Source organism: Trebonia kvetii (assembly GCF_007827045.1).
Lineage (GTDB): Bacteria > Actinomycetota > Actinomycetes > Streptosporangiales > Streptosporangiaceae > Trebonia > Trebonia kvetii.
The window spans coordinates 560,129-576,350 of sequence record NZ_RPFW01000002.1; the positions used below are offsets into that span (position 1 = coordinate 560,129).

The following is a 16,222-nucleotide window of genomic DNA, read 5'->3' on the forward strand; positions in this document are numbered from 1 at the left end:
TCATGACGCGGCCCGCAGCGGATCGGGCGGGCAGGCCAGCAGGTGCGGGCCGTTCTCGCCGCCGGCCTGCACGGCGTCGGGCCGCGTGGTCGCGCAGGACGCCACCGCGTGCGAGCAGCGGGGGTGGAACGGGCAGCCGTCGGGCACCGCGCCGAGCGACGGCGGGGTGCCGCCGATCGGGACAAGCGGCGCGCCGCCGGCCTCGGGGTGCGGCAGCGCGTCGAGCAGTCCCCGCGTGTAGGGGTGCCGCGGGCTGGTCAGCAGCCGCGAGGTGGGGCCCGCCTCGGCGAGCCGGCCCGCGTACATCACGTAGACCCGGCGAGCCAGCGCGGACATCACGCCCAGGTCGTGGGTGATGACGATGACCGCCATGTCCCGCTCCTGGCACAGCCGGTCAAGCAGCCGCAGGATGCCTGCCTGGACCGTCACGTCAAGCGCGGTGGTCGGCTCGTCGGCGACGAGCAGCCGCGGCTCGGCGGCGAGCGCGACCGCGATCGCGATCCGCTGGCGCATGCCGCCGGAGAACTGCCCCGGATAGGAGCTGAGCGCCCGCTCCGGGTCGGGGATGCGCACGGTGTCGAGCAGTTCCGCCGCCCGGCTCAGCGCTTCGGTCTTGGAGACGCCGAGATGGTGGCGCATGTGCTCAGTGAGCTGGGTGCCGATGGTGAGGATCGGGTGCAGCGCGGCGGACGGGTCCTGCGACACCATGGCGACCTGCTTGCCGCGGACGGCGCGCAGCTGCTTGCCGCGCAGCGCGAGCAGGTTAGTGCCATCGAGCCTTGCCTCGCCGGAGACCCGGGCGCCCTGCGGCAGCAGGCCGAACAGCGACAGGGCGGTCATCGTCTTGCCGCTGCCGCTCTCCCCCGCGATGCCCACCACCTCGCCGGAGTTCACGGTGAGGGACAGGTTGTCGACGGCGTTGCGGTAGCCCGCGCGGGTCGGCAGCGCCACGGTCAGGTTGTTCACTGCGAGCAGTTCACTCAAGAAAGCCGCACCGCCCTCGCCGTGCGCGGGTCGAGCGCGTCGCGCAGCGTGTCGCCGATGAAGTTGAACGCGAGCACCACCGTCAGGATCGCCAGGCCCGGGAACAGGCCCACCCACCAGTCGTTGAAGTTCTGCGTGCCCTCGGCGACCATGGCGCCCCACTCGGCGGTCGGCGGCTGCGCGCCGAGGCCGAGGAACGACAGGCCGGACAGCAGCAGCACCGCGTTGCCCAGGTCGAGCGCGCCGAGCACGAACACCGGGCCGGAGATGTTGGGCCTGATGTCGGTGAGCAGCACCCGCCACCCCGACGCGCCGAGCATCCGGGAGGCGGTGACGTAGGGGGCGGTACGCGCGGACAGCACCAGCGAGCGGACCAGCCGCGCGTACGACGGCCAGGACACCGCGACCACCGCGATCACCGCGTTGCGCAGCTGGGGGCCGAGCGCGGCGGCGACTGCCATCGCCAGGATGATGCCGGGGAACGCGAAGAACAGGTCCGCAACGCGCATCAGCGCGTTGTCGACCCAGCCGCCGAGGAACCCGGCGGCGGCGCCGATCACCGCACCGATGATCATCGAGAGGATGACAAGCAGCACCGAAAGCGGCAGCGTGACCCGGGCGCCGGACAGCACCCGCGAGAGCACGTCGCGGCCGAGTTCGTCGGTGCCGAACCAGTGCGCCGACGACGGCGCCGCGAGGATGTCGTAGTTCTGCGCCAGCGGGTTGTCCGGGCCGATCAGCGGTGCGAACACGGCGATCACCACCCAGGCGGCGACCACGGCGACCCCGGCGGCGGCGAGGGGACGCCGCCACGGCGCGGGAATCCGGAGCCAGCGGCGACGACGCAGCGCCTCCGCGGCCAGGGCGGGCACGGGCGGGGGAAGAGACGATTCCGTCATGACAGCCTGATCCTGGGGTCGATAACCCCGTACAGCAGGTCGACGACGAGGTTGAGCACGATGTAGACCAGCGCGATGAACAGCGACACGCCCATGATGGCGGGCAAGTCGAGGTTGACGGCGCTGTGATAGGCGTATTGGCCCACGCCCGGCCAGGCGAAGATGTTCTCCACAAGCACGGTGCCTGACAGCAGGTTCGCGAACGCGAGCCCGGCCACGGTGATGACAGAGATGAGGGCGGGGCGCAGCACGTGCCGCAGGATGACCGTCCGCTCGGGCAGCCCCTTGAGCCTGGCGGCCCGCACGTAGTCGTTGCCCATGATCTCCAGCATCGAGGCGCGGGTGAACCTGGTCAGCATGCCGACGGTGTAGACGGCGAGCACCAGGCCGGGGAGCACCAGGTGGCGCAGCGCCGACCACAGCAGCGCCCACTGGCCGTGCACCAGCGCGTCCACCGTGTACAGGCCGGTCAGGTGGGTCGGCGCGACCTGGGTCGGGTCGAGCCTGCCACCGCCCGGCAGCCAGCCGAGGCGGAAGAACAGCAGGTAGAACGCGACGAGCGCGATCCAGAAGACCGGCATCGACACGCCGCCGAGGCTGACCACCCGGATGAAGTGATCCGGCCAGCGGTCGCGGAACGCGGCGGCGAGGATGCCGAGCCCCACGCCGATCACCAGCGAGGTCACGATGGCGAACAGCGCGAGCTCGACGGTGGCGGGCACATACTCGTTCAGGTCGCTGAGCACCGCGCGGTGCGACTGCTCGGAGATGCCCAGGTTGCCGTGCAGCAGGTCGCCGAGATAGCGCAGGTACTGGATGGGCAGCGGCTGGTCGAGACCGTACTGGTGGCGGAACGCCGCCACCGCCGCCGGGTCGTTGAGCGCGCCCTGGCCGAGGTTGGCGGCGACCGGGTCGCCGGGCACCAGGTGGGTCACCACGAACGCCACCAGGGTGATCCCGATCAGCAGCACTACGCCGGTGCCGAGCCGACGGAGCAGGAAACGGCGCAGGTCGTGGCCGGGCTAGCCGAGGTCACGTCAGCCGAGCTCACCCAGGTTGACCAGCCACAGCGCGTTCGACTGCAGGTTCTTCACCGAGGTGGTGCCCACGACGATCTGCGCCGGCTGGATCAGCGGCATGAACGGGCTCGCGGTGTTCATGGACTCCTGGATCTGCTGGTAGATCGACGAGCGAGCGGAGTCCTGCGTGGTCGACGCGGCGGTGGAGGCCAGCGACTCGATCGACGGGTCCGCGCCCTTCGCCCAGCCGGCCCGCAGGCCGACCAGCTGGCCAGGCATGAAGTTCAGGTAGTCGCTCGGGTCCGGGTAGTCCGGGCCCCAGTACCACAGGCCCATCTCCTCGGTGCCCGCCCGGTAGGTGTTGAGCGCCACCTGGATCGACTGGCCCTGCAGCTTCACCGTGATGCCGACCTGCGCCAGGTCCTGCTGCACGCGGGCCGCCAGGTCACCGAAGCTGATGCCGTTGACCGACAGGTCGCTCGGGTAGGTCATGGTGACCGTCGGGTGCCCCAGGCCGGACGCCGCCAGCGCCGCCTTGGCCTTGGCCAGGTCGTACGTCGGCGCCTTGCTGGCCGGCAGCGAGCCGAGGAACATCGACGGGATCACGCCGGCCGCCTGCACCGAGCCCTTGCCCGCCAGCTGCAGCAGGCTCGGGTAGTTGATCCCGTCCCTGACCGCGGTCTGGAAGTCCTTGTTCGACGCGGTCTTGGAGACCTTGGTGCTGTCGTTGGACAGCACGAAGAACAGGTTCGGCGAGGCGCCGTTGACGATCTGCACCCCGCTCATGCCTTCGGCCTGAGTGGGCGACAGGTCGACGGCGATCTGCGACTCACCGCGCAGCACGTCCAGCTTCTGCACGCTGGCCTCGACGTTGCGGATCACGATCTTGCCGTACTTGGCCTTGGGGCCCCAGTAGTCAGGGTTCGCGGTCAGCACGACCTGGCTGGTGGTGCTGAAGCTGGTCAGCGTGTACGGGCCGCTGCCCGCGGAGACCGTGTTGAGCTTGGTCTCGGCCTTGTCAGCGGTCGCCGCCTTGGCGCTGTCCGTGCCGCCGTCGGCCGTCACGGCCTTGGCGTCGAGGATGCCGAGCGCCGGGTTGGTGACGATCGCCGGGATGGCGGTGTTCGGGGTCGCGGACGTCAGCACCACGGTGTTCGCGTCGGGCGCGGTCGCGGTGATCCCCGCCATCAGGAACGACGGGTTGCCTGCGATGTTCTTGGTCCGGTTCAGCGAGAAGACGACATCGCTGGCTGTGACCGGGTCGCCGTTGGCGAACTTCACGCCCTTGCGGAGGGTGAAGGTGAACGTCTTGGCGTCCGACGAGGCGGTCCACGAGGACGCGAGGTCGGGTACCGGCTTGGACACGTCGCTGCCCTTGTAGGTGAGCAGCGTGTCGTAAAGCACACGGTCGATCATCAGGCCGGTCGGCTCGAACATCCGGCCCGGGTCGAGGGTCTTCAGCACGAAGGCGTTCTCGACGACCAGCGTCGCAGACGAGCCCGCCGAGGTGCTCGACGTGCCACCCGAGCTGGGGGAGCCGCTAGATGCGGAGCTGCCGCACGCGGTCACGCCGGCGGCAACCGCCGCCACGGCGCCCGCAGCCGCCCATCGGGACAATCTCATCGATAAAGCTCCTTCACCCTCACTCCGGTCTAAGGTACGCAAACGTTCCCATTCGATACCCCTGCTGGTCAAGCGGGTTGTGTTTCTTCCGTGCAACGACTTCGTGTCCATTTGCCCAGGTAAGGCGATGACCGTCGGGACCGGGGCCCCCGCGCGATGCGGCCGTCCGGAGCCGGATACGGTTGCGCAAACGTTGCCTCAAGCGGTTCTCACGAGACGGTTTGACGAGAGAGGGGAACCCGGTGCGCGAGCTCGATGACCTGGCCGCCCGGTTCTGGGCCTGGCGTGCCCGCCAGCAGCCCCGCAGCCGCGACGACATCCCCCGGCTCGACCGGCCCCGCGGCTGGCTGCCCGAGACCGACCCGGACCTCGCCGGCCGCAGGTACGAGGAACTCCAGGCGTTCCGCGCCGAGCTCGGCCGGATCCGCCCGGACGCGGACGCGGTGCCCGACCGGGTTGACCACCGGCTGCTGCGCTCCGCGATCGCCCGGGTGACCTGGGAGTCCGACACGCTGCGGGTGCGGTCGGTCCCCCGCTTCTGGACCGACCAGGCGATCGGCCCGGTCTTCGACGCGCTGCTGCGCCCCGGTGTGGACGAGGCCAGGGTCACGGAGGTCGTCCGCCTGCTGCGCGCCGTCCCCGCCACCCTGGGGCACGCACCCGCCGCGCTGGCGGGCGCGGCCCGCGAGTTCGCCGAGCTGGCGCTCGGGGAACTCGACGGCATCCGCGGACGGCTCGACGCGTGCACGGACGCGCTCGCCGCGATCGCCCCGGCCGCCGCGGCCGACCTGCGCTCCGCCGCCGGCGAGGCGGCCGGCGCCCTGGAGGCGCACGCGAGCTGGCTGGCCGCCGCGCTGACCGGCCTGGCGCCCGCCGCCCCGGTCGGTCCCGAACGGTACGAATGGTTCCTGCGCGAGGTGGCCTGCGTCCCGCTCACCATCGGCGAGATCGACGCGATCGGCCGCCGCGAGTACGACAGGGCCGTCTGGCTCGAACTGGTGCACCGCCACCGCAACCGGAATGTCCCCGAGCCGCCGCTGCCGGCGACCGCGGCCGGGCAGTGCGCCGCCGAGGACGCCGCCGAGGCGTCGGTGCGCGCGTTCTACGAGCGCGAGGACCTGCTCAGCCAGCCCGCCGGCCTTGGCAGGTACCTGGTGCTGCCCATGCCCGCCTACCTGGAGCCGCTGCGCTTCCTTGGCATGACCGACGAGCTGACCGGTCCGGGGCGGCTGGACGAGAACGGCGTCGCCTACGTGCCGGAACCGGGCCCGCACCTGCCCTACTTCTACGCCGCCAACGCCCGCGACCCGCGCGCCGGCATCATCCACGAGGGCGTGCACTACCAGCAGCTCGCGCTGTCCTGGCGCAACCCGCGGCCCGTGCGGCGGCACTACTACGACTCGGGCGCCAACGAGGGCATCGCGTTCTACAACGAGGAGCTGATGCTGGCCGCCGGCCTGCTCGACGACGCGCCGCACACCAGGGCCGCCGTGTGCAACTTCATGCGGCTGCGCGCGCTGCGGGTGACTGTCGACGTGGGCCTGGCCACTGGCGCACTGTCGATAGCCGACGCCGCCGCCGAGCTGACCGGCCGGGTGCCCATGGACGCCGAGACCGCCGCCGAGGAAGCCGCGTTCTTCGCCGAGTCGCCCGGCCAGGCGCTGACCTACCAGATCGGCAAGTCGCAGCTGATCGCGCTGCTCGCCGACGCCGCCCGGGTGCGCGGGGCTGGGCTCGACGGCACTGGCTTCGACCTGCGCGAGCTGCACGACGCGATCTGGGTCAACGGCAACGTGCCGATCGCGCTGCTCCGCTGGGAACTGCTCGGCCTGACTGACGAGCTCCCCGCCATCGGCGTCGACGACTAGGCCATCGACGACGACTAGGCGCAGGCGCCGGGCAGCGGGCGGCACGAGTCCCGCTCGACCAGCCGCCCGCCCACCCGGAACTCGCTGAACTCCCGGGTGCCGTCCTGGCCGGCCGGCTGCTCGAGCCTGGTCAGCAGCAGCCGCGCGGCGAGCTCGCCCATCTGCCGCGCGCTGTTGTCGACCACCGTCATCGCCGGATGCCACCAGCGCACGAGCGGCGAATCTTCGTAGCAGATCACCGACAGCTCAGCCGGCACCGCGACGGACCGGCCGCGCAGCGCGGGAAGCGCGCCGTAGACGGCCTCGTGGTTGGCGATGATCAGCGCGGTCGGTCGGCGGGCGGGCGGCAGCGCGAGCAGCGTGGCGACCGCCTCGGCCCCGGCGTCGGGCGACAGGTCGGCCGCCACCGCGAGGTTCGCGTCCGGGTCGATCCCCGCGCCGCGCATCGCCAGCCAGTACCCGGCCATCCGCTCCCGGCCGGACTGCACGCCGCCCGGCCCGGCGATGATCGCGATCCGGCGGTGGCCGAGGCCGAGCAGGTGCTCGGCCGCCAGCCGCGCACCGGCGATGTCGTCGCCGAGCACGCAGTCGCCTGCCAGGTGCGGCGGACGGCGGGCCAGGTGGACCGTCGGCACGCTGAGCGCGCGCAGGTCCTCGCTCGCGCTGTCGTCGGCGCCGACCACGATGACGCCGGCGGCGCTGTGCTCGGCCAGGGTCCGCAGTGCCGCCCGTTCGGCGGCGGGGTCCCCCGCCGTCACCGCCAGCATGAGCTGGAAGCCGCGCCTGGCGAGCTCATGCTGCACGACCTCGGCGATCGTGTGGAAGCTGGTGTTGACCAGGTTGGTGACGACGAGGCCGACGAAACCGGAGCGCGCGGTGCGCAGCGCACGCGCGCTGGCGTTCGGCCGGTACGCGAGGGCGGCGGCAGCAGCGCGAACCCGCGCCTCGGTGGCGGGACTGACCCGCCCCGAGCCGCGCAACGCGCGGGACGCGGTCGACACCGACACACCGCTGTGCCGTGCCACGTCCCGGAGATCGACCGCCACAGCCCACGCTCCCGCACCGCCGCATACGAACGTTCTCGCCCCTGCCGCGCCGGTAACCCAAGGGCACCCGGGCCAGCGGCGCGGTGAGCAGTACGAGCGTACTTGCTGGTCACGGCGTTCGTCTGCCCTGTCTGGTGATGATTTGACCGATTATTATGAGCAAGCTAAGCCACGGTGATTCTTGGTGATCGCTTCTTGCTGTTATCAGCGGAGGTGGGAGGCACACGGCGGGCTGGCCTGCCTTGGTCAACTGGCCGGCTCTGCGCCGAGGAAGCGGGTCACGTCGGCGGCCTGCGCGTCTAGTGCGGCCAGGGTCTGGTCGGCGAGCGGTGCGAACGGCGCGAGCGCGACCTTCCCGCCGGCGAACGACCAGGTCGCCACCGCCACTCCCCCGGCCAGGGCGAACGGGCGGAACAGCCCGTTGACGGTGACGATCTGCCGGTGCGGGCCGACGATGGCCTCCCGGGATGCCCAGCCGAGCAGCAGCGGATCGAACGCGCCGAGCAGCAGCGGCGGTGGCAGCGGGGCTTGGGCGCGCCGGCCGGCGCCGGACAGTTCAGCCAGGCCGTCCGGCCGCTGAACCGCGCCGCACCCGGCAAGGCCGAGTCGTGCGTCACGGAGCCCGATGCCCGCCCACTGGGCAAGGTCGCGGTCCGATGCGGGCGCATGCCCGGCGAGGTAGCGCCTGGCGAGCTTACCCAGCGCGCTCTCCCGGCCCGGCGCCGGCGGCGGTGTGCCAAGCCAGTCGCTGACCAGCACGAACGCCTGGTCCTTGCCGGCCATCGGACCCCGCACGATCAGGCCGTCGATGGTGGCGAGCGCGAGGATGTGCACCATCGCCTGGCCTCCGGTCCGCACCCCCGCGGCGGCGACCCGCTCACGGAGCCGCGCCCGGGTCAGCGGGCCGTCGTCGGCAAGCGCCTCCCGCACCGCGGCCACCGCCTTGGCCGCGTCGTCCGGCGGCACGCCCTCCTGCGCCAGCCGGCGCGAGTTCCCCGTGCGCATCTGCGGGGTGGTGAGCGGATGCAGCCACCAGTAGTCCTGCACGCGGACCAGGTGCAGGGTCCCGCGATTCAGCCAGGAGACGACCAGCGATCGCTGGTCGAGCGCGGCGTCGACGTCGGCGGCGGTCAGCCCCGCCGAACGGGACCTGATGGTGAGCCGGGCGCCGCGCGGGTCTTGTGCCTGGACGGCGAGCAGCCGCCCGGTGACCTCGGCGGCGCTGGCCGCCTGGTCGCCGCACAGCAGCTGCGCCGCGCACCGCTGCGCGGTCACCGCCCGCTCGTCGTGGGCGGTCCCCGCGGCCGCCCGTGTCTGTGAAGTGCCCACCGGCGGCGAGCCTACCGCCGGAGCAGGCGGCTGGGATAATCCCTCTCGTGCGCACCTACCGGCAGCCCGGCACTGTCCTCACCGACCATCACTTCAGCGTCCCCCTTGACCACGGAAGACCGGACGGCGAGCGGATCGAGGTGTTCGCCAGGGAGGTCGTCGCGGCGGGCAAGGCCGACCGTCCCGACGCGCTGCCGTGGCTGGTGTTCCTGCAGGGCGGCCCGGGGTTCGCCGCGCAGCGGCCGGTCGGCAAGTCAACGTGGCTCGCGCGGGCGCTCGACGACTACCGGGTGCTGCTGCTCGACCAGCGGGGCACCGGGCGGTCGACTCCGGCGACCGCCCGGTCAGTGGCACGGCGAGGCACGGCGGCCGCGCAGGCGGAGTACCTTGCGCACTTCCGCGCTGACTCCATCGTGCTCGACTGCGAGCTGATCCGCCGCCAGCTGTGCGGCGAGCGACCGTGGTCGGTGCTCGGGCAGTCGTTCGGCGGGTTCTGCACGGTGAGCTATCTGTCCTTCGCGCCGCATGGCATGGCGGAGGCGCTGATCACCGGCGGGCTGCCCGGCCTCGGCTCGCACGCCGAGGCCGTCTACCGGCTCACCTACGGGCTGTGCGCCGACCGCTGCGCCGCGCACTACGAGAACTACCCCGACGACATCGAGTCGGCCCAGGCGGTCGCCAGGCAGCTGGCCACCCACGACGTGCGGCTGCCCGACGGGTCGCGGCTGACCGTCGAGCGATTCCAGTCGATCGGCGACATGCTCGGCGGCTCGTCAGGCAGCCACGAGCTGCACTACCTGCTCGAGGACCCGTGGGACGGCGACGGCGGGCTGTCGGACGCGTTCCTTGCCGACATCGCGGACCGCACCGGGTTCGCCCGCGCCCCGCTCTACGCGGTGCTGCACGAGTCCTGCTACGCGCAGGGCACGGCGACCCGGTGGGCGGCGCACCGGGTGCGGGCCGAGTTCCCCGCCTTCGACCCGGCGGCCGCGGTCGCGGGCGAGGCACCGCTGCTGTTCACCGGCGAGATGGTCTACCCGTGGATGGTCGACCTCGACCCGGCGCTGCTCCCCCTGCGCGACGCCGCGCACCTGCTCGCCGAGCGCGAGGGCTGGCCGCCGCTGTACGACCCGACGCGGCTCGCCGCCAACGAGGTGCCCGCCGCCGCCGCGGTCTACCACGACGACCTGTACGTGCCCGCGGCGCTTTCGCTGCGCACCGCCGCGTCGATCAGCGGCCTGCGCACCTGGGTCACCAACGAATGGGAGCACGAGGGACTGCGGATCAGCGGCGGCAAGGTCCTCGACCGGCTGATCGCGATGAACCGCGGCGAGGTGTAGCCGGGTAACTCGCGCGGGCCATTGGTAAATGCAATTGCGTATATATCCGGTGAAATTCCCCCACAAGCACGCCACCATTCTCGCGAGAACACTCAGAACTGGGCGTGCGGGATTCGCGGGATCACGATCGCCGGATAGCCAGCCCGACGGTGGACGTTTGGGCACGCCGGGGCGTGCCCAAACGTCCACCATGATCGCTGTCGTCGTTTCTTGCGAGCGCTTCTTGCTGTTATCAATGGCCGGGCGAATGGGACGGTGCCCCTGGCCACGGTCGATGGCCGGCAGGCGATCATGGAGGGCATGAACACCGTCACCGTGAGCACCGGGCCGGTCAGCTTCGCCGACGTCATCGCGGTCGCCAGGCATGGCGCGGCCGTGGCGCTCTCTCCGGACGCCGAGGCGGAGATCGTCGCGAGCCGCAAGGTCATCGACGCGCTCGCCCACGACACGGCGCCGCATTACGGCGTGTCGACCGGGTTCGGCGCCCTGGCCACCAGGCACATCCCCGTGGAGCGGCGCACCCAGCTGCAGCGGTCCCTTGTCCGCTCGCACGCCGCGGGATCCGGGCCGGAAGTCGAGCCGGAAGTCACCAGGGCGATGATGCTGCTTCGCCTGTCGACGCTGGCCACCGGGCGGACCGGGGTGCGCCTTGCGGTGGCGCGCACCTACGCGGCGATGCTCAGCGCCGGGATCACCCCCGTCGTCCACGAGTACGGGTCGCTCGGCTGCTCGGGCGACCTGGCGCCGCTCGCGCACTGCGCGCTCGCCGCGATGGGCGAGGGCACCGTGCGGGTCGTCAGGCCGGGCGAGACAGGCCCAGGCGATACCGGCACAGCGATTCCCGCGGCGCAGGCGCTCGCCGCCGCCGGCATCACGCCGCTCGTGCTGGCGGAGAAGGAAGGCCTGGCGCTGATCAACGGCACCGACGGCATGCTCGGCATGCTGGTCATGGCCTGCACCGACCTGCGGCTGCTGCTCGTCACCGCGGACATCACCGCCGCGATGAGCGTCGAGGCGCTGCTCGGCACCGACGCGGCGTTCGGGGCCGGCCTGCAATCGCTTCGCCCGCATCCCGGTCAGGCCGCCTCCGCCGCCAACATGCGGGCACTGCTCGCCGGCTCCGCCATCGTCGCCAGCCACCGCGGCCCGCAGGACACCCGGGTACAGGACGCCTACTCGCTGCGCTGCTCGCCGCAGGTGCACGGCGCCGCGCGGGACACCGTCGCGCACGCCAGCACCGTGGCGCAACGTGAGCTGGCGAGCGCCATCGACAACCCGGTCGTCACACCGGACGGCCGGGTGCTGTCCAACGGCAACTTCCATGGCGCGCCCGTCGGCTACGTGCTGGACTTCCTGGCCATCGCCGCCGCCGACCTCGCTTCGATCGCCGAACGGCGCACCGACCGGATGCTCGACGTGGCCCGCTCGCACGGCCTGCCGCCGTTCCTGGCCGGCGACCCGGGCGTCGACTCCGGCCACATGATCGCCCAGTACGCGCAGGCCGCCATCGTGTCGGACATGAAGCGGCTCGCCGCGCCCGCGAGCGTCGACTCCATCCCGTCGTCGGCCATGCAGGAGGACCACGTGTCCATGGGCTGGTCGGCCGGGCGCAAGCTGCGCCGCGCGATCGACGGACTGTCGCGGGTGCTGGCCATCGAGCTGCTCACCGCCGCCCGCGCGCTCGACATGCGCGCGCCACTCGCGCCCGCGGCCGCCACCGCGGCGGTCACCGCCGGGCTGCGCCACGCGGTCCACGGGCCGGGAGGCGACCGCTTCCTGGCGCCGGAGATCGAGTATGCGGTGACGTATGTCGCGAGCGGCGGCGCCGTCCGCGCCGCCGAGGATGTCACGGGGGCGCTTGAGTGACACCACGCACCCGTTCGGATGATGCTGTCTTAGAACCGGCACCACCAGCCAGCCCGCACTGACCAGCCGACACCGGCGGCGTCGCGGGAGATAAGGAACGATGATCATGGAAGGCGCCCGGCCCGTCCGCGCACCGCGCGGCATCACGCTCACCGCCAGGTCCTGGCAGACCGAGGCACCGCTGCGGATGCTGATGAACAACCTCGACCCCGAGGTGGCCGAGCGCCCCGACGACCTGGTCGTGTACGGCGGCACCGGGCGGGCCGCCCGCTCCTGGGCCGCGTTCGACGCCATGGTCCGCACCCTCACCGAACTGCGCGAGGACGAGACCATGCTGGTCCAGTCTGGCAAGCCGGTCGGCGTCATCCGCACCCACGAGTGGGCGCCGCGAGTGCTCATCGCCAACTCCAACCTCGTCGGCGACTGGGCCAACTGGCCGGAGTTCCGACGCCTGGAGGCGGCCGGGCTGATCATGTACGGGCAGATGACCGCCGGGTCATGGATCTACATCGGCACCCAGGGCATCCTGCAGGGCACCTACGAGACGTTCGCCGCCATCGCCGCCAAGCGGTTCGGCGGCACGCTCGCCGGGACGCTGACGGTGACCGGCGGGTGCGGCGGCATGGGCGGCGCGCAGCCGCTCGCGGTAACGCTCAACGACGGCGTGTGCCTGGTCGTCGACGTCGACCCGGTGCGCCTCGCACGGCGTGTCGAGACGCGATACCTCGACATCGTGGCGGAAGACCTGGACACCGCGCTGCACCTGTGCCTGGCCGCCAAGGCGGAGCGCAAGGCGCTGTCCGTTGGGCTCGTCGGCAACTGCGCCTGGGTGCTACCCGAGATGCTGCGCCGCGGCGTCGAGGTCGACATCGTCACCGACCAGACCTCCGCCCACGATCCGCTGTCCTACCTGCCGGAAGACGTGGACCTCGGCGACTGGCACGACTACGCGGACAAGAAGCCGTCCGAGTTCACCGACCGGGCCAGGCAGTCCATGGCCAGGCACGTGGAGGCGATGGTCGGGTTCATGGACGCGGGCGCGGAGGTATTCGACTACGGCAACTCGATCAGAGACGAGGCACGGCTCGGCGGGTACGGCCGTGCCTTCGCGTTCCCCGGCTTCGTGCCCGCCTACATCAGGCCGCTGTTCGCCGAGGGGAAGGGGCCGTTCCGCTGGGCGGCGCTGTCTGGTGACCCGGCCGACATCCGGGTCACCGACGAGGCGATACTCTCGCTGTTCCCGGACAACGACCGCCTGCGTACCTGGATCACCGCCGCCTCCGAGCGTGTCGCGTTCCAGGGGCTGCCCGCGCGGATCTGCTGGCTCGGCTACGGCGAGCGGGACGTGGCAGGGGCGTGCTTCAACGAGCTCGTCGCCAACGGCGACGTCCGGGCGCCGATCGTGATCGGCCGCGATCATCTGGACGCGGGCTCGGTCGCGTCCCCCTACCGGGAGACCGAGTCGATGGCCGACGGCAGCGACGCGATCGCCGACTGGCCGGTGCTCAACGCGCTCACCTCGACCGCGTCCGGCGCGACCTGGGTGTCGTTCCACCACGGCGGCGGCGTCGGCATCGGCCGCTCGCTGCACGCAGGGCAGGTGTGCGTGGCGGACGGGACGCCACTCGCCGCGGCCAAGATCGAGCGGGTGCTGTCCAACGACCCGGGCCTCGGCGTACTGCGGCACATCGACTCAGGCGACGGACCCAACGGGGAGCAGACGCTGGCGGACAACGCCCGCTGCGGGGTCAGGCTGCCCTCCTGGGACTGACCCGACGGCGGCGCTCACGGTGAACGGTGGCGCCGCTTGCCCGGGGTGGCCGTTCGCGTGCCGCTACCGGGGGCGGCGCCAGCGGGAAGGGCGCCACCACGAACGGGTGCCATTCGCCGCCTTGTCCGGCCGGGCTCCAGCCTTCGCCCCGGGCGCGGCGGCCTTGGCGGCCTGGGCCTCCTCGGCCAGGCGGGCGGCCCGTGCCGTCCGCCAGCGGTTCACCAGGTCATCGGCGTTCACCAGGCGCACGTGGATCGGCGGCCCGACGGGGATGCGCCGCCATTCGACGATCCGCCTGTTGAGGTCGGCGGCGGCCTCGCGGACCTCCGACTCGGACCTGAACTCCCCCGCGCTCTCGGCAAGCCGCTCGATCTCGCGTCGCAGCCGAAGCGGGGTCGGCAGCATCTCCTCGGCGGCGACGCCCTCGCGTTGCGCGTAATCGCGCAGCCACGCCTGGCCGTAGTCGCCGTCGGCGGCCCCCGGCTTGATGTTCAGCGGCTTGCCCGCCCCCGGCAGACCGTCGAACAGGCCGCGCCGCTCCGCGTCCGCTATCTGCTGGTCGATCCAGGAGTGGTAGGACATCTGCGGTGGCTTGCGTTCAGTCATCGCTTCCAGGGTAACCCGGCGGTCAGGGCAGGAGCTTGAGGGCACTCGCCCAGTCCAGGCCGAGCGGGCCCTGCAGGGTCATGTGCAGGAGCTGGAACGCCTCGAGTTCCCTGGCACGACGCAGCGGCCCGGTGTCCACCGGCCGCATGCCGCCGTCGGTGACGAGAGCGGCCACAAGGGCCTTGGCTTCGGGATCGTCGCCGGCGAGGAACACGTCGACCGGCATGCCGCCGACCCAGCCCGCGACGAGCACGGAGGCGAACGTGGTGTTGAACGCCTTCACCACGCGCGCATCGGGGCTTGCCGCCGCGATCTCCTCGGCCGCCGACATGCCCGGGCTTGTCAGCAGCGAGTCGAAGGTGGAGAAGTCGACCGGGTTGCAGGTGTCTACCACCGTCACGCCAGACAGCGCGGCCCCCTGCTCGCGTGCCAGCAGGCGTCCCTGCGGGTAGGGCACCGCCAGGACCACCATGTCCGCGCCCGCGATCGCCTCCCCCACGGTGGCTACGCTCCGTGACAACGAGCCGCTCTCCGGTGCCCCACCGCGCTGCCGCCTCGCCGCCAGAGCCGCGACCAGCGCGTCAGCCTTGCCTGGCTCGTCATCCACGATCCGTACCCGGTGCCCGCCCGCCAAGGCCCGTGCAGCAATGCCTTCGGCAAGCCGTCCGGCCCCCACGATGGTCACGATCATCTATCCCCCCGGTAGCTGACACCTTACCCAGGGGCACGCGTTCAAGATCACCAAGGTGGCGGTGAAGTAACTCTACGTAACTTAACCGCCGGTCGAGCAGGGCGCCAGGGCACAGGAAACGGCGGGCAGGGAAGACGGGGTGCCGCGCTAGCGCGACTCGGTACCGCGGACAGCCGCGCGGGTGCAGGATTGGCCCATGCGAATCCTCATCCTTGGCGGCACCCGGTTCGCCGGCCGTGCGATCGTCGAGGCCGCGCTCGGGCGCGGCGACAGCGTGACGATGTTCAACCGGGGGCAAAGCAACCCCGGCCTGTACCCGGGGGCGGAGACCGTGCTCGGCGACAGGACGAAGAACCTGTCGCCCCTCGACAACCGCGAGTTCGACGCGGTCATCGACGTGGCCTGCTACGACCCGGCCGCGGCGCGGCTGTCGGCTGAGGCGTTCGCGCGGCGGACCGGGCGGTACGTGTTCGTGTCCACCGTGTCGGTTTACGCGAGCCAGGCGACCACCGAGGCGCAGCTCGAGGACGCCCCGCTCGCCGCGCTCAAGCCGGACTCGACGGACTTCGCGGAGAACTACGGCGCGAACAAGGCGCTGTGCGAGCAGGTGATCCAGGAGGTCTACGGCGACCGCTCGCTGATCGGCCGGCCCGGCCTGATCAGCGGCCCGTACGACCCGACCGACCGGTTCCCCTATTGGCCGCGGCGGATCGCCCGCGGCGGCCGGGTGCTCGCCCCCGGCGACCCCGGCGACCTGATGCAGGTCATCGATGCCAGGGACCTGGCGGCGTTCCTGCTCGACGGGCTGCACCGCGACAGGCGCGGCGTGTACAACCTGACGGGAGCCCCGCGCCCGTTCGGTACCCTGCTCGACCTGTGCCGGACGGCGACCTACAGCGACGCCGAGCCGGTCTGGATCTCCACCGAGCGCCTGGTGGCGGCGGGCGTCGACCCGGGCATGGGCATACCGCTGTGGGTCGGCGAGCCCGGATACGAGGCGTTCAACGACGTCGACTCCTCGCACGCGGTCGGCGCGGGCCTGGCGTGCCGGCCGCTGACCGAGACGATCCGTGACACGCTCGCCTGGGACCTGGGCCGCGGCGGGCCAGAAACGGAGGGCCTCGACCCGGCCGAGGAGCAGCGGCTGCTCGACGAGCTCGCCGGGTAACCCGCATCCAGG

The 16,222-nt window shown here is 72.1% G+C and carries 13 protein-coding genes; 5 read left to right on the forward strand and 8 right to left on the reverse strand.

Annotation, left to right across the window (positions count from 1 at the left end; all coding sequences use genetic code 11):
- Genes EAS64_RS11265 through EAS64_RS11280 form a run of 4 tightly spaced genes read right to left on the reverse strand, consistent with a single transcriptional unit; the run spans position 1 to position 4,525 of the window.
- Complete coding sequence (locus tag EAS64_RS11265; protein ID WP_145852871.1) at positions 1-984, reverse strand: ABC transporter ATP-binding protein; 984 nt, start codon at positions 982-984, stop codon at positions 1-3.
- The gene (locus tag EAS64_RS11270) at positions 981-1,883 is read right to left on the reverse strand and encodes an ABC transporter permease (RefSeq protein ID WP_145852872.1); all 903 of its coding nucleotides are present in this window, start codon (positions 1,881-1,883) and stop codon (positions 981-983) included. Before EAS64_RS11270 ends, EAS64_RS11265 begins: the two co-directional genes overlap by 4 nt.
- Positions 1,880-2,893, reverse strand: coding sequence for an ABC transporter permease (locus EAS64_RS11275; RefSeq protein WP_222849314.1), 1,014 nt, complete (start codon positions 2,891-2,893; stop codon positions 1,880-1,882). Before EAS64_RS11275 ends, EAS64_RS11270 begins: the two co-directional genes overlap by 4 nt.
- A gap of 27 nt (positions 2,894-2,920) precedes the next feature.
- Positions 2,921-4,525: an ABC transporter substrate-binding protein gene (locus EAS64_RS11280; RefSeq protein ID WP_145852874.1), complete on the reverse strand. Its 1,605-nt coding sequence runs from the start codon at positions 4,523-4,525 to the stop codon at positions 2,921-2,923.
- Positions 4,526-4,767: 242 nt separating this feature from the next.
- Here EAS64_RS11280 and EAS64_RS11285 point away from each other — a divergent pair, with 242 nt between their 5' ends.
- Complete coding sequence (locus EAS64_RS11285; protein WP_222849208.1) at positions 4,768-6,393, forward strand: DUF885 family protein; 1,626 nt, start codon at positions 4,768-4,770, stop codon at positions 6,391-6,393.
- 14 nt (positions 6,394-6,407) lie between these two features.
- Here EAS64_RS11285 and EAS64_RS11290 read toward each other — a convergent pair whose 3' ends face one another.
- Positions 6,408-7,439 (reverse strand): LacI family DNA-binding transcriptional regulator, encoded by a 1,032-nt coding sequence (locus EAS64_RS11290; RefSeq protein WP_145852876.1) that lies wholly within the window; start codon positions 7,437-7,439, stop codon positions 6,408-6,410.
- A gap of 246 nt (positions 7,440-7,685) precedes the next feature.
- The gene (locus EAS64_RS11295; RefSeq protein ID WP_145852877.1) at positions 7,686-8,768 is read right to left on the reverse strand and encodes a winged helix DNA-binding domain-containing protein; all 1,083 of its coding nucleotides are present in this window, start codon (positions 8,766-8,768) and stop codon (positions 7,686-7,688) included.
- A 47-nt stretch (positions 8,769-8,815) separates the two neighbouring features.
- Here EAS64_RS11295 and EAS64_RS11300 point away from each other — a divergent pair, with 47 nt between their 5' ends.
- The 3 genes from EAS64_RS11300 to hutU all read left to right on the forward strand — a co-directional run bounded on the left by EAS64_RS11300 (position 8,816) and on the right by hutU (position 13,745).
- A complete protein-coding gene (locus EAS64_RS11300) occupies positions 8,816-10,108 on the forward strand; it encodes an alpha/beta fold hydrolase (RefSeq protein ID WP_145852878.1) in 1,293 nt (430 codons plus the stop codon).
- 300 nt (positions 10,109-10,408) lie between these two features.
- Positions 10,409-11,974: a histidine ammonia-lyase gene (hutH, locus tag EAS64_RS11305; protein ID WP_145852879.1), complete on the forward strand. Its 1,566-nt coding sequence runs from the start codon at positions 10,409-10,411 to the stop codon at positions 11,972-11,974.
- A gap of 106 nt (positions 11,975-12,080) precedes the next feature.
- Positions 12,081-13,745, forward strand: coding sequence for a urocanate hydratase (hutU, locus tag EAS64_RS11310; RefSeq protein WP_145852880.1), 1,665 nt, complete (start codon positions 12,081-12,083; stop codon positions 13,743-13,745).
- 63 nt (positions 13,746-13,808) lie between these two features.
- Here the strand turns inward: hutU and EAS64_RS11315 are convergent, their stop codons facing one another.
- Both EAS64_RS11315 and EAS64_RS11320 read right to left on the reverse strand, forming a co-directional pair.
- Positions 13,809-14,351 (reverse strand): DnaJ family domain-containing protein, encoded by a 543-nt coding sequence (locus EAS64_RS11315; RefSeq protein ID WP_145852881.1) that lies wholly within the window; start codon positions 14,349-14,351, stop codon positions 13,809-13,811.
- A gap of 22 nt (positions 14,352-14,373) precedes the next feature.
- Positions 14,374-15,036, reverse strand: a complete 663-nt coding sequence (locus tag EAS64_RS11320; RefSeq protein WP_222849209.1) for an NADPH-dependent F420 reductase — start codon at positions 15,034-15,036, stop codon at positions 14,374-14,376.
- A 202-nt stretch (positions 15,037-15,238) separates the two neighbouring features.
- Between EAS64_RS11320 and EAS64_RS11325 the strand changes: the two genes are divergently transcribed.
- Positions 15,239-16,210 (forward strand): NAD-dependent epimerase/dehydratase family protein, encoded by a 972-nt coding sequence (locus EAS64_RS11325; RefSeq protein ID WP_145852883.1) that lies wholly within the window; start codon positions 15,239-15,241, stop codon positions 16,208-16,210.
- Positions 16,211-16,222 lie beyond the last annotated feature (12 nt).

Excerpts from the sequence above, each read along its gene's own strand:
- EAS64_RS11280 (WP_145852874.1), bottom strand. The coding sequence starts at position 4,525 with ATGAGATTGTCCCGATGGGCGGCTGCGGGCGCCGTGGCGGCGGTTGCC.
- hutU (WP_145852880.1), top strand. The coding sequence starts at position 12,081 with ATGGAAGGCGCCCGGCCCGTCCGCGCACCGCGCGGCATCACGCTCACC.
- EAS64_RS11325 (WP_145852883.1), top strand. The coding sequence starts at position 15,239 with ATGCGAATCCTCATCCTTGGCGGCACCCGGTTCGCCGGCCGTGCGATC.
- EAS64_RS11315 (WP_145852881.1), bottom strand. The coding sequence starts at position 14,351 with ATGACTGAACGCAAGCCACCGCAGATGTCCTACCACTCCTGGATCGAC.
- EAS64_RS11270 (WP_145852872.1), bottom strand. The coding sequence starts at position 1,883 with ATGACGGAATCGTCTCTTCCCCCGCCCGTGCCCGCCCTGGCCGCGGAG.
- hutH (WP_145852879.1), top strand. The coding sequence starts at position 10,409 with ATGAACACCGTCACCGTGAGCACCGGGCCGGTCAGCTTCGCCGACGTC.